Raw genomic sequence first — 12,603 nt, forward strand, 5'->3', positions numbered from 1 at the left:
AGCAGTTTCGACCCGTCACAACGGCTACCTGACGTGACGGGAAAATCTTAATGGAGCAACATTCATGTCCCGTCAGAACTATATCTTCACCTCCGAGTCCGTTTCGGAGGGGCACCCCGACAAGGTGTGCGACCGAATTTCCGATGCCGTGCTCGACGCCTTCCTGGCCGAGGATCCCCTCGCCCGGGTGGCCTGTGAGACATTCGCCACCACCAACCAGGTCGTCATCGGCGGCGAGGTGGGCCTGACGGATCAGGACAAGCTGCGCGATTACATGGGCAAGATCGAGGGCATCGCCCGCGAGTGCATTCGCGACATCGGCTACGAGCAGGAGAAGTTCCACTGGGACACCTGCAACGTCATGAACCTGCTTCACGAACAATCGGCGCATATCGCCCAGGGCGTGACCGGGGCCGACAACCGCGACGAGGGCGCGGGCGACCAGGGCATCATGTTCGGCTTCGCCACCAACGAGACCGACGCGCTCATGCCGGCGCCGATCCAGTTCTCGCACGCGATCCTGCGCCGCCTGGCCGAGGTGCGCAAATCGGGGCAGGAACCGGCGCTGGGCCCGGACGCCAAGTCGCAGCTTTCGGTGCGCTACGAAGGCGGCAAGCCCGTGGGCGTGACCCAGGTCGTGCTGTCGACCCAGCACCTCGACGAGGACCTGACCAGCGACGACATCCGCGAGATGGTCGAGCCTTACATCCGCGAAGTGCTGCCCGCCGACTGGCTGTCGGATGAGACCGTCTGGCACGTGAACCCGACCGGCAAGTTCGTCATCGGCGGCCCCGATGGCGACGCGGGCCTGACCGGCCGCAAGATCATCGTCGACACCTATGGCGGCGCCGCGCCGCACGGGGGCGGGGCCTTCTCGGGCAAGGACCCAACGAAGGTGGACCGCTCGGCCGCCTACGCCGCGCGCTACCTCGCCAAGAACGTGGTCGCCGCCGGCATGGCCGAGCGCTGCACCATCCAGCTCTCCTACGCCATCGGCGTGGCCGAGCCGCTGTCGATCTATGCCGAAACCCACGGCACCGGCGAAGTGCCCGAAGAGCAGATCGAAAAGGCGATCCGCGCCTCGATGAGCCTGACGCCCCGCGGCATTCGCGAGCAGCTCGAGCTCAACAAGCCGATCTACCAGCGCACCGCGGCCTATGGCCATTTCGGCCGTGAGCCGGATGCCGATGGCGGCTTCAGCTGGGAACGCACCGACCTTGTCGAGGCGCTGAAGAAAGCGATCTGATCACAGAATGCAGGTTGCGAAGGGCGGCGCCGGGCGCCGCCCTTTTTATGTGGGTGATGCATGGGTCAAGCTGTCAAACATCAAGGAAACCGCGCCGATTTGCGGAAAGCTGCGCCGTTGATGTACGATTTCGGCAAGGCTGTACCGATGATGTCGTACCTTGGAGGGCCTCAAAATGACCGATAAATCCCATCCGTCCGGCGCGCCGTGGCGCAATTTCTACGGCCGGCTCAAGGGCAAGTCTCTGCGCAAGTCGCAGAAGATCTATATCGACGAGGATCTGGCCGCGCTGTCGCCCGGCAAGGTCGACTGGGATGTGAACCCCGAGCGCGAAGCGATTGACCTGAAAGGGCTTTTCGGCGACCGGCCCCTGTGGCTCGAGATCGGCTTCGGCGGGGGTGAGCACATGGTGCACCAGGCCGCCCGGAACCCCGGCACGGGGTTCATCGGCTGCGAGCCTTACATCAACGGGGTCGCCATGCTCCTGGGCAAGATCCGCGACGAGGGCTGCGAGAATATCCGCATCCACCCCGGCGATGTGCGCGACCTGTTCGATGTTTTGCCCGAGAAATCGGTGGATCGCGCCTTTCTCCTCTACCCCGATCCCTGGCCCAAGAAACGCCACCACCGGCGCCGCTTCGTCACGCCCGAGCACCTCGAGCCGCTGGCGCAGGTGCTCAAGCCGGGGGCCATTTTCCGGGTGGCGACGGATATTCCCGATTACGTCCGCCAGACCCTGCAACAGGTGCCGAAGCACGGGTTCGAATGGCTGGCCGAGGGCCCGAAGGACTGGCGCGAGCCGTGGGATGACTGGCTCTCGACCCGTTACGAACAGAAGGCCCTGCGCGAGGGCCGCGTGCCCCACTACCTGACCTTCCGCCGGGAAGGTTAGGGTTTTCCATCAAGGCGTTGCAGGGCGGTCTTGAACACCCGTCCCGGGCTTGCCCCGGGGCCTCCGCGGTCCCACGAAAGGCCCCGGATCAGGCGGCGGCCCGTCAGGCCGCCAGTTTCCCGCCCAGCCGGTCGAGCATGTCGAGGCATTGCTGCAACTGCCCGATCGAGACAAACTCGTCGGGCTTGTGCGCCTGATCGATCGAGCCCGGCCCGCAGATCACCGACGACATGCCGAAGCTCTGGAAGATCCCGGCCTCCGTCCCGAACGGCACCACGTCGACCGAGTTGGCGCCGGTCAGCTCCATCACGATGTCCTTGGCCTCGTTTTCGTCAACCGGTTCGAGGCCTTCCACCTCGCCGATCACCTCGGTGACGATATCGGCGTCGGGGCAGACGGCCTTCATCGCGGGAAGCAGCTGGTTGAAGCAATAGTCGCGCAGGTCGTCCTTGACGAAATCGGCGTCAGAGGTCTGCACGGGCCTCATTTCCCACTGCACCTCGGCATGGCCGGCGATCACGTTATGGGCCACGCCCCCCTGCAAACTGCCGGTGTTGATCGTGGTCCAGGGCGGGTCGAACCGGCTGCCGGCCGGGGCCCGGGCCCGCAGCGCATCCTTCAGTTCCAACAGGCGGTTCACGTAGCGCACCGCATATTCCACCGCGTTCACCCCCCGGTCGGGTGCCGAGCCATGGCCGGCAAGCCCGGAAAACCGCGTCGTGTACTCATAGCAGCCCTTGTGCCCCTCGATGATCCGCATCGAAGTGGGCTCTCCGATCACCGCAACACCGGGCCGCAAGCCCTTGGATTTCAGGCTTTTCACCAGCGATTGCGCCCCGAAACAGCCGACCTCCTCGTCATAGGTGAAGGCAAAATGCACCGGCCGGTCCTTGACCCGCTCGGCAAAGATCGGCGCCATGGCGGTGGCGGCGGCGATGAACCCTTTCATGTCGCAGGTGCCGCGCCCGTAAAGCCGGCCCTCGTGCTCGATCATCTCGAACGGGTCCGACACCCAGTCATTTGCGTCGGCCGGCACCACGTCGGAATGACCCGACAGCACGATGCCCCCGTCAACTTCGGGGCCTATGGTCGCGAAAAGATTGGCCTTATGCCCGATATCGTCATGGTAGATGTCGACCCGCGCCCCGGCCTCTTCGAGGCGGTACGCCAGGTACGAGATCATGTCGACATTGCTGAATTCGGAAACGGTGGGAAAGGCGATCAGGTCGCCCAGAAGCGCCACCGTATCGGAAAGCTGTGTTGTCACGCGCACCCTCCCGGCTGTTGGAAAACCTGATCGACTGTGTTGAGGCGGGGCTGCCCCGTCAAGTCAATTCTGGACAGAATGCGCTGTCAGGCCGTGCTGACGGCGCTCGGTGATGGAAGATCACTCGCCGGGCGCGGTTTCTGACCGGCCTGTGCCCCGTTTCGCCCGGCTCATGTCGCATGACGCGTCGTGCGGTGTCGATCTGGGATAAGCGCCGCCGCCCCGGGCCTGTTACACCAAGGCCAACTTCCCTGAAACGTTTGACCGAATTGACGCGCGTCGCCGCGCGAAAGGAGATATCATGGCAGAGTTCGACTGGCACGCCGAGCGGGGCGACCTTGCAGGCCTCGCCCAGCTGGATCGCAGCCCCGACGACGAAGGCATCGACCTGAAAGCGGTCCGGCAGTACCGCCAGGCGCAGGTGCGCCGCGAGATGGGCCGCCACGGCATCGACGCGGTGATCCTGAGCGACCCGGTGAACATCCGCTACGCCACCGGCACCCGCAACATGCAGGTGTTTTCCATGCGCAACGGCCCGGCGCGCTACCTGCTGCTGACGGCCGACCGGTCGATCCTGTTCGAGTTCACCGGCTGCCTGCACCTGGCCGAGGGGTTCGAGACGGTCGACGAGGTGCGCCCCGGCAAGACGGCGAGCTTCGTCGCGGCCGGCCCGGACATCGCCGCGCGCGAGATCGGCTGGGCAAAGGACATGGCGGCGTTGGTCGAGGAGGTCGCGGGCAAACGGGCCACCGTCGGCATCGAACGGATGAACGCCGGTGCAGCGCTGGCCCTCCGCGATGCGGGCGTGCACGTGGTCGATGCCCAGGCCCCGGTCGAGATGGCCCGCGCGATCAAGTCCGCCGAGGAGATGAAATGCATCAACGCCTCCCTGCGCGCCACCGAGCGGGGCGTGGCAAAGCTGCGCGAGGCCATCCGCCCGGGCCTGACCGAGGCCGAGCTCTGGTCGGTGCTGCACCAGTCGGTGATCGCCCAGAACGGCGATTACGTCGAAACCCGCCTGCTGAACGCCGGGGCGCGCACCAACCCGTGGTTCCAGGAGACCAGCGACAACGTGATCGGAGAAAACGAGCTGATCGCGCTGGATACCGACGTGGTCGGCTGCCACGGCTATTACTCCGACTTCTCGCGCACCTTCCATAGCGGGCCGGGCAACCCCACGGCCGAGCAGAAGGAACTCTACCGCGTGGCCCATGAGCAGGTGTCGCACAATATCGGCATCCTGCATCCGGGCATGTCGTTCCGCGATTATGCCGAGGCCGCGTGGGACATCCCCCAGAAATACCACGCCAACCGCTATTACCTGTCGGCGCATGGCTGCGGGATGACGGGGGAGTATCCCTATCTCTACCACCGGGGCGATTTCCCCGATGCGGGCTACGATGGCGAGATCAAACCGGGCATGACGCTCTGTGTCGAAAGCTATATCGGCGCCGAAGGCGGCAAGGAGGGCGTGAAGCTGGAGCAGCAGGTGCTGATCACCGAAACGGGTGTCGAGCTGTTGTCGCGCTTCCCTTTCGAGGAGGCATTGCTGGGGTAGGGGGCGCGTCAACGGGCGGCGGCGCGCTCCGGTTTCGTGGCATGCGTCATTCTCATGCGATACCGGAGCGCCTGCCGGCCACGCCGCAGGGCTCCCCCGCACGAGCCACGTAAACCGCAAGGTACAACGACGCCGCCTCTACCCTCGTGCCAGTGACACACACGCGCGATGGCCTTCAATCCAGGCTGACACACCCGCTGCGCAGGTCGAACCGCAGCCGGTCGGGGAAGGCGAAGATCCCATCGCTTTCAAGCAGCGCGCGTTCGGGGTCTATCGAGCCATCTTTCTGATATCCGAACAGCGCCATTTCCGTGCGAAAACGGAACAGCAAACGGTTCGTCAGGTCCGGGTTTGTCACGTACCGGTTGCGATAGGCCCCGATGTTTCTGGGCTTTGCCACAAGCGCGGCCTCGTGGCCGAGAAGCTTTGAAAAGACGCTAATGGCGTCGTTGAGCCGCTCCTTGTACACAAGGAAGTCGACCTGGCATTTCCCGTTGCGGTCAAAACATTGGGCAATCTGGAAATCCCTGATCGGGCGACAGTGCCATTCAAAGTCATGGTCAAGGAACGACTCCGCGAACTGTTCGAAGCTTTGAAACCCGTGGTACTCCACGGCAGAGGCCCATCCCCAGCCGTCCAGGTTGGGCCTTTGGTTGTGGTAGTAGTAGCTGAACAGCCACTCGGTGGGCGAACGTATCACCGCGAAGCGGATGCATTTCCGGAAGTTCCTGTCGTAGATGTAGGTGGGCCAAGTCTTCCACCCGCGTTCAAAATGCGCAATGTGCCCCACGTGCACGACATCATCCACGCCGAAAGCGTGTCCGGAATTGAAGTAATTCGGAGCTCCCTTGAAGGCATTGTTCAGGGTGCTGCCGCCAGTCTTGGGGATGTGGACGTGGAAAATGCCGTTTTCCAAACTTCTCAGGCCGACTCCCGCCACAGCCTCGATGCGATCTTCGAGCCTTTCTGTCATGGGCGTCCCTCAAGCGATTGAACCGACAATTGCCTTCGCGATCTAATGCCATTGAATTTGCGCCCCGGGGTGAGTCGTGTCAAGAAACGGGCGCGGATGGGTGAGGGCTGGTTGGCCTCTTTGCCGGAAATGTCCGGAAAATGCGCGGAGGGCCTGTAAGCCGGATTCTGTCCCGGGTTGCCCCGGGGATGACCATTCATCTGGGCCTGCTGTTACCAACAGGCTCGTGCTGCCAACCCGGACCGCGGGGCCAAGGCCGGCCCAAAATGCGGTCCCTATTCGGCATTGCTCCCGGTGGGGCTTGCCGTGCCGGTCCGGTTGCCCGTCCCGCGGTGGGCTCTTACCCCACCGTTTCACCCTTACCCCGCGTGGTTCGCCGAAACGAATGGCAGGGCGGTCTGTTTTCTGTGGCGCTTTCCCTCGGGTTGCCCCGGCCGGGCGTTACCCGGCACCGTCGCCTTGTGGAGTCCGGACTTTCCTCGCCACCTTGCGGTGGTGCGGCCATCCGGCCCTCCGCGCATCTGTGGCAATTAGGCGCTCGGCGCCGCCCGGTCAACGGGAAACCGGCTTGCGAGGTCGGCGGCGAGGCTTGCGTCGATGGCATCCGCCGGGCCGCTGGCCCAGGAGCGGAAGCGCAGGCGGAAGGCGTGCAGGATTTCCTCCGGGGCGGCCTCGGGCGGGTAGCCGAAGCGGCGGGCGCTCTCAAGGAAATTCCCCTCCGCACCGGGGCAGGGCCACACCGACAACCCCGACAGCGCCAGCCGCCGCCAGTCGAACCGCGGGCCCGGGTCGAACTTGCGGTCGGGCGCCATGTCGGAATGGGCGATCACCCGGTGGGGCTCAATGGACCAGCGGCCCATGACCCCCCGCATCAGCCCCTCCAGCGCCGCCATCTGCGGTTCAGGGAAGGGGGCGGTGCCGGTATTGACCAGCTCGATGCCGATGGAGCGGGAATTGACGTCGTCCGTGCCGGCCCAGTGCCCGGCCCCCGCATGCCACGCCCTGAGCGCCTCGGGCACCAGTTGCCAAAGCGCCCCCGTTTCCGAAATCAGGTAATGCGCCGACACCTCGGCGCCAGGGTCGCACAGCCGCTCATGCGCGGCGGCGCAGCTGTCCATGCCGGTGTAATGCAGCACGATCATGTCGGGCAGAACGCCACCCCGCCGCTCGCCGCAATTGGGCGATGGGGTCACAGTGGCCGACGGGTGGTCGGGGGTCACCTCAGCCGTTCACCGCGATGCGGAAAGGCGCGGGGTTCCAGCCGCAGGCATAGCCGTCGCCATCGGGGTCGAGCCCCATCTTGTCGCGGTTCGGCCCGCCATTGGCGAGAAAGTCGATCTGGGCCCGGTCGGCCGAGGAATACTTGGCGCAGTTCCGCTCGAAGCGCGACTGCTTGTTGATGCCGATCCGGCTGTAGATCTTGGCGCCCACCGGGTGCTTGGTCGACAGGGCATATTCGACGATGTTCGGCCCGGTATTGCCCGAGCGCGAGGGCAGGGCGGTGGGCTGCACCACCTGGTACTGCTCGCGGTTGCGGGCGATCAGCTCGGCATCGCTCTCGATCGAGCGGGCCTCGCCCACGGCGTCGAAATCGTTCTCGGTCGAGATGCCCGAGGCGGTTTCCACGGTCTCGGGCGCCGGGTTGTTGGGATTGGCGCGCAAGGGCTGCTGGCTGGAATTGGCACGGGTCGCGGCCAGCGCGGCCTGGGTTTCGCGGGCCAGCGTCTCGCTGTCGGTGTCGTCGGCCGACGCGGTTGTCGTGGCGCTCAGAGGCTGGGTCGTAACCGCCGTGGTCGAGACTTCGTCGGACATTGCGCCGGCGGGCGGTACGGCGGTGGCGCCGGTCTGCGCGGCGGCGCTTGCCTGCCGTCTGCTCTCGTACTCGGAATAGTCGTCAAACCCCACGCCAGCCGCGCTGTCGGGGATGCTGGGCGAACAGGCCGAAACGGCCGCCAGGGCCGCGACGAGGATCGTGATACGCATCTGCTTATGTCCTGCCATCTATCGTTTTGGACAGTTTACCACCATTTGGCGGGTTTTGCCACATATCCCGCCGCCTGTTCGAGCGCATAGGCCGTGTTGAGCAGATCACCCTCTTCCCACGGCCGCCCGATCAGCTGCAGGCCAAGCGGCAGCCCCTGCCGGTCGAGCCCCGCCGGCACGGCGATCCCCGGCAGCCCGGCCAGGTTCACGGTCACGGTGAAGACGTCGTTGAGATACATCTGCACCGGGTCCGCCTCGGCCATCTCGCCCAGCCCGAAGGCGGCCGAGGGGGTGGCCGGCGTCAGGATCGCATCGATCCCCTCGGCAAACACATCCTCGAAATCCTTCTTGATCAGCGTCCGCACCTTCCGCGCCTTGTTGTAATAGGCATCGTAGAACCCCGCCGACAGCACGTAGGTGCCGACCATCACCCGGCGCTGCACCTCGTGCCCGAACCCCTCGGCGCGGGTCTTCTCGTACATCTCTGTGATGCCGTCGCCCTGTTCCAGCTTGGCGCGATGCCCATAGCGCACGCCATCATACCGGGCGAGGTTCGAAGACGCCTCCGCCGGCGCGATCACGTAATAGGCGGGCAGGGCGTATTTCGTATGCGGCAGGCTGATATCGCGGATCTCGGCCCCCGCATCCTTCAGCATCGCCGTGCCGTCGGCCCACAGGGTCTCGATCTCCTCGGGCATTCCGTCCATCCGGTATTCCTTGGGAATCCCGATGACCTTGCCCTTGATGTCACCCGTCAGCATCGCCTCGAAATCCGGCACGGCCAGATCGGCAGAGGTCGAATCCTTCGGGTCATGCCCGCACATCGCCTCCAGCATGATCGCCGCATCCCGCACCGACTTGGTCATCGGCCCCGCCTGGTCGAGCGACGAGGCAAACGCCACGATCCCCCAGCGCGAGCACCGCCCATAGGTGGGCTTGATGCCGGTGATGCCGGTAAAGGCGGCAGGCTGGCGGATCGAGCCGCCGGTATCGGTGCCGGTCGCGGCCAGGCAGAGGTCGGCGGACACGGCGCTCGCCGAGCCGCCCGAAGACCCGCCCGGCGTCAGCGCCGTCTCGTCATTCCCGCGCCGCCACGGGTTCACCGCGTTGCCGTAAACCGACGTCTCGTTCGACGAGCCCATCGCGAACTCGTCCATGTTGAGCTTGCCCAGCATCACCGCGCCCGCGTCGAACAGGTTCTGCGTGACGGTCGATTCGTATTCCGGCTTGAACCCTTTCAGGATCCCGCTCGCCGCCTGGCTCGGCACGCCCTTGGTGCAGAACAGATCCTTGATCCCCAAGGGAATCCCGCACATCGGCGCATCGTCGCCCTTCTGCAGCCGCGCATCGGCGAACTTCGCCTGCTCCCGCGCGATCTCCGGCGTGTTGTGCACGAAGGCATTGAGCGCGCCCGCGCTCTCGATCGCCTTCAGGCAGGCCTCCGTCAGCTCGGACGACGTCACTTCGCCGGCACGCAGCTTGTCGCGCGCCTCGGCGATGGTGAGGGTGTTCAGGTCGGTCATGCTCACTCCACCACTTTGGGAACCGCGAAAAAGCCTTCGCGCGCGTCGGGGGCGTTCGACAGCACCTTCTTCTGCTGGTGCCCGTCGGTCACCTTGTCCTCGCGCCGTTTCAGGCGCATGGGCGTGACGCTGGTCATCGGCTCGACGCCGTCCACATCCACCTCGCCCAGCTGTTCGATGAAGCCGAGGATGGTGTTGAATTCATTCGCCAGCGCCGGCAGGTCGTCTTCATCCACGCGGATGCGGGCGAGCTTGGCCACGCGGGCGGCGGTTTCCAGATCGATCGACATGTGATGCCTCTTGCGGTGCTCGGGTCTGACGCCAGCGTTTACCCCCCGTGCGGGCGGCGCGCAAGCATGTGACGGCGGTAGACCTCGATCATCCAGCCCAGCAGCACGCCATTGAGCAGGTGCCAGGCGAAATGCGTGCCCAGGGGCCAGCTGTCACAAAGCGGCATGTCGAGGCTGCGCAGGGTGATCGAGCCCAGAAGCAGCCCCGCGCCGATGGCCAGGCCCCGGGCGGTTTCGGGCGCGCGGCGGGCCAGTATCGCGGCATAGCCGGCGACCAGCACGACAACGGGCATGTACCCGGCCGAGCTCGACAGGAACGGCACCTGCCGGAAGATCGGCACCAGCAGCGCCGCGAAGGGAAAGAACAGCCCCACCGAGACCAGCGACCAGAGCTTCGACAGGCCAAGGTAATCGCGGCTGGAGGCATAAAGATAGACCAGGATGAAGGCGAGAATCGGCGTCGTATCCGCCAGCGCCGACCAGCCCTGCGCATGGGTATGAAACAGGTAGCTGCCGATCCCGATGATCGCCAGCAGCACCACCATCGCGTTGGCGCGCGGCAGATGCGCCCCGCGCAGCCGCCATGCCATCACCGCAGCCGACAGGATAAAGGCAAGGTTGGTCACCGCGTTCACCGGCTCGGCCCAGTAAGCGGGCCCCAGCCGTTCGCAATATCCGTCGATTGACGCAAACAGGTCCATCGGGCTTTTCTCTCTCGCGCGAGTTGCTAGGTTACGATCAAACATAGGAGTACATCATGCAAATCACATGGCTCGGACACGCCTCTTTCAAGATCGCCATCGGGGGGCAGGTTCTGCTGATCGACCCGTGGCTGACCGGCAACCCCATGCTGACCGAGGATCAGCACGACGCGGCGGTCGAGGGGGCGACGCATATCCTTCTCACCCATGCCCATTTCGACCACGTGTCAGATACGGTGGGGCTGGCCCGCAAACTCGATATCCCCGTCGTCGGGCAGTTCGACCTGATGGGCTACTGGGAAGAGAAAGAGAAAATCTCGACCGTCGGCTTCAACAAGGGCGGCACGGTCGACCTTGGCGGCGTGAAGGTCACGATGGTCCACGCCGTGCACTCCACCAGCTTCGGCACCGAAAACGGCCCGCATGTGCCCGGCACCGAATGCGGTTTCATGATCGAGGCCGACGGCCACACCATCTATGTCTCGGGCGACACCGACGTGATCGCCGACATGAAAATCTTCAACGACCTGCACGAACCCGATATCGGCATCCTCTGCGCCGGCGGCCATTTCACCATGGACATGCGCCGCGCGGCCTATGCCGCCAAGACCTTCTTCAATTTCAAGACGGTCATCCCCTGCCACTACAAGACCTTCCCGATCCTCGAACAATCGGCCGAGGAACTGGCAAAGGCGCTGCCGGGCGTGAACGTGATCGAAGCGGACGTCATGGAGCCGTTCGAGCTCTGACCGACCCCCCCGGGGCGCTGCCCCGGACCCCGGAGTACTTACGGCAAGATGAAGCCCAACCCGAGCTTCATCTTGCCAAAAATACTCAAATCCCCACGCTTCAACGCCGCGCGGCGAAGAAGGTTTTCAGCAACCCCTCCGCCTCTTCCGCCGCGATCCCGTCATAGACCTCCGGCACATGGTGGCACTGCGGATGCGTGAAGATCCGCGGCCCCTGTGCCACGCCCCCCGATTTCGGGTCGGCCGCGCCGTAGTAGAGCCGCGCGATCCGGGCATAGGAGATCGCCGCCGCGCACATCGGGCAGGGCTCCAGCGTGACGTACAGGCTGTGGCCCGGCAACCGCTCGCTGCCCGCCAGCAGGCAGGCCGCGCGCAGGGCCAGTATCTCGGCATGGGCCGTGGGGTCGTTCATCTCGCGCGTCCGGTTGCCCGCCTGCGCCACGATCGCCCCCGACGCATCGGCAATCACCGCGCCCACCGGCACCTCGCCCCGGTCGCCCGCCGCGCGGGCCTCGGCCAGTGCCGTGTCCATATGGCTCTTGAACGTCATTCCCCCTGCATGCCCCGCGCATGACGCTTTCGCAAGCGCGGCTTTTGCGGTAAGCGCCATGCCATGAACAGCAAGACCCCAGACGGCGACCGGATCGCCAAGGTGATCGCCCGGGCCGGCGTGGCCAGCCGGCGCGAGGCCGAGCGCATGATCGAGGCCGGCCGCGTGAGCGTGAACGGCAAGGTGATCGACCGCGCCGCCCTCAACGTTACCGAAAAGGATGCCGTCACCGTCGACGGCAAACCCCTCGACGCGCCCGAGCCGCCGCGCCTCTGGCTTTACCACAAGCCCACCGGCCTCGTGACCACCACGAAGGACGAGCAGGGCCGGCCCACGATCTTCGACGACCTGCCGGAAGAGATGCCGCGCGTGCTGAGCGTCGGCCGGCTCGACATCAATTCCGAAGGGCTCTTGCTGCTGACCAACGATGGCGGGGTGAAGCGCAAGCTGGAATTGCCCTCGACCGGCTGGATGCGCCGCTACCGCGTGCGGGTGAAGGGCCGGCCCAAGGACGAGACATTTGAGCCGCTCCGCAAGGGGCTCGACCTCGATGGCGAGAAATTCCAGCCGATGACCGTGACGCTCGACCGCCAGCAGGGCGCCAACGCCTGGGTCACCGTCTCGATCCGCGAGGGCAAGAACCGCGAGGTCCGCCGCGCGATGGAGGCCGTCGGCCTCTCCGTCAACCGCCTGATCCGCGTCTCCTACGGCCCCTTCCAGCTGGGCCAGCTGAAGCCCGGAGAGGTCGAAGAAGTGCGCCCCCGCGTGATGCGCGAACAGCTGGGGCTGAAGGAAGACCGGCCCGGCAAGAGCGGCAAGGGCGAGGCCAAGCCCGTCCCCCAACGCACCCGCCGCCCGAAACGCCGGTAAT

General features: G+C 65.4%; 13 protein-coding genes, 1 other RNA gene and 1 riboswitch. Of the genes, 5 read left to right on the plus strand and 9 right to left on the minus strand.

The annotated features are described in order from the left end of the window. The first annotated feature begins 9 nt into the window (after nucleotides 1-9). A riboswitch (SAM-SAH riboswitch) is annotated at nucleotides 10-58 on the plus strand. Between the two features lie 6 nt (nucleotides 59-64). Both metK and trmB read left to right on the plus strand, forming a co-directional pair. Then, a complete protein-coding gene (gene metK, locus RIdsm_RS08420; protein ID WP_057814101.1) occupies nucleotides 65-1,246 on the plus strand; it encodes a methionine adenosyltransferase in 1,182 nt (393 codons plus the stop codon). A gap of 175 nt (nucleotides 1,247-1,421) precedes the next feature. Beyond that, nucleotides 1,422-2,138, plus strand: coding sequence for a tRNA (guanosine(46)-N7)-methyltransferase TrmB (trmB, locus tag RIdsm_RS08425; protein ID WP_082647287.1), 717 nt, complete (start codon nucleotides 1,422-1,424; stop codon nucleotides 2,136-2,138). A 103-nt stretch (nucleotides 2,139-2,241) separates the two neighbouring features. Here the strand turns inward: trmB and argE are convergent, their stop codons facing one another. Beyond that, nucleotides 2,242-3,405, minus strand: a complete 1,164-nt coding sequence (gene argE, locus RIdsm_RS08430) for an acetylornithine deacetylase (RefSeq protein WP_057814097.1) — start codon at nucleotides 3,403-3,405, stop codon at nucleotides 2,242-2,244. 301 nt (nucleotides 3,406-3,706) lie between these two features. Here argE and RIdsm_RS08435 point away from each other — a divergent pair, with 301 nt between their 5' ends. Then, nucleotides 3,707-4,963, plus strand: a complete 1,257-nt coding sequence (locus RIdsm_RS08435; RefSeq protein WP_057814095.1) for a M24 family metallopeptidase — start codon at nucleotides 3,707-3,709, stop codon at nucleotides 4,961-4,963. 175 nt (nucleotides 4,964-5,138) lie between these two features. On the opposite strand, the gene RIdsm_RS08440 is transcribed toward RIdsm_RS08435, so the two are convergent. The 7 genes from RIdsm_RS08440 to RIdsm_RS08470 all read right to left on the minus strand — a co-directional run bounded on the left by RIdsm_RS08440 (nucleotide 5,139) and on the right by RIdsm_RS08470 (nucleotide 10,433). Beyond that, a complete protein-coding gene (locus tag RIdsm_RS08440; protein ID WP_057814094.1) occupies nucleotides 5,139-5,936 on the minus strand; it encodes a sulfotransferase family 2 domain-containing protein in 798 nt (265 codons plus the stop codon). 140 nt (nucleotides 5,937-6,076) lie between these two features. Beyond that, nucleotides 6,077-6,453: RNase P RNA component class A (rnpB, locus tag RIdsm_RS08445), an RNA gene on the minus strand. Between the two features lie 13 nt (nucleotides 6,454-6,466). Next, the gene (locus RIdsm_RS08450) at nucleotides 6,467-7,129 is read right to left on the minus strand and encodes an N-acetylmuramoyl-L-alanine amidase (protein WP_074940095.1); all 663 of its coding nucleotides are present in this window, start codon (nucleotides 7,127-7,129) and stop codon (nucleotides 6,467-6,469) included. Nucleotides 7,130-7,157: 28 nt separating this feature from the next. Beyond that, nucleotides 7,158-7,919: a hypothetical protein gene (locus RIdsm_RS08455; RefSeq protein WP_057814092.1), complete on the minus strand. Its 762-nt coding sequence runs from the start codon at nucleotides 7,917-7,919 to the stop codon at nucleotides 7,158-7,160. A 35-nt stretch (nucleotides 7,920-7,954) separates the two neighbouring features. Next, nucleotides 7,955-9,442, minus strand: coding sequence for an Asp-tRNA(Asn)/Glu-tRNA(Gln) amidotransferase subunit GatA (gatA, locus tag RIdsm_RS08460; protein ID WP_057814091.1), 1,488 nt, complete (start codon nucleotides 9,440-9,442; stop codon nucleotides 7,955-7,957). 2 nt (nucleotides 9,443-9,444) lie between these two features. Next, complete coding sequence (gene gatC, locus RIdsm_RS08465; RefSeq protein ID WP_057814089.1) at nucleotides 9,445-9,732, minus strand: Asp-tRNA(Asn)/Glu-tRNA(Gln) amidotransferase subunit GatC; 288 nt, start codon at nucleotides 9,730-9,732, stop codon at nucleotides 9,445-9,447. 38 nt (nucleotides 9,733-9,770) lie between these two features. Then, entirely contained in the window at nucleotides 9,771-10,433 is a 663-nt protein-coding gene (locus RIdsm_RS08470) for a ceramidase domain-containing protein (protein ID WP_057814087.1), read from the minus strand. A gap of 56 nt (nucleotides 10,434-10,489) precedes the next feature. On the opposite strand from RIdsm_RS08470, the gene RIdsm_RS08475 reads away from it, so the two are divergent. Beyond that, nucleotides 10,490-11,182, plus strand: coding sequence for a metal-dependent hydrolase (locus RIdsm_RS08475; protein WP_057814082.1), 693 nt, complete (start codon nucleotides 10,490-10,492; stop codon nucleotides 11,180-11,182). 100 nt (nucleotides 11,183-11,282) lie between these two features. On the opposite strand, the gene RIdsm_RS08480 is transcribed toward RIdsm_RS08475, so the two are convergent. After that, complete coding sequence (locus RIdsm_RS08480; protein ID WP_057814080.1) at nucleotides 11,283-11,732, minus strand: nucleoside deaminase; 450 nt, start codon at nucleotides 11,730-11,732, stop codon at nucleotides 11,283-11,285. Nucleotides 11,733-11,795: 63 nt separating this feature from the next. Between RIdsm_RS08480 and RIdsm_RS08485 the strand changes: the two genes are divergently transcribed. Beyond that, nucleotides 11,796-12,602 (plus strand): pseudouridine synthase, encoded by an 807-nt coding sequence (locus tag RIdsm_RS08485; RefSeq protein WP_057814078.1) that lies wholly within the window; start codon nucleotides 11,796-11,798, stop codon nucleotides 12,600-12,602. Nucleotide 12,603 lies beyond the last annotated feature (1 nt).

Origin of the sequence: Roseovarius indicus (genome assembly GCF_008728195.1) — a bacterium.
Classification (GTDB): Bacteria; Pseudomonadota; Alphaproteobacteria; order Rhodobacterales; family Rhodobacteraceae; genus Roseovarius; species Roseovarius indicus.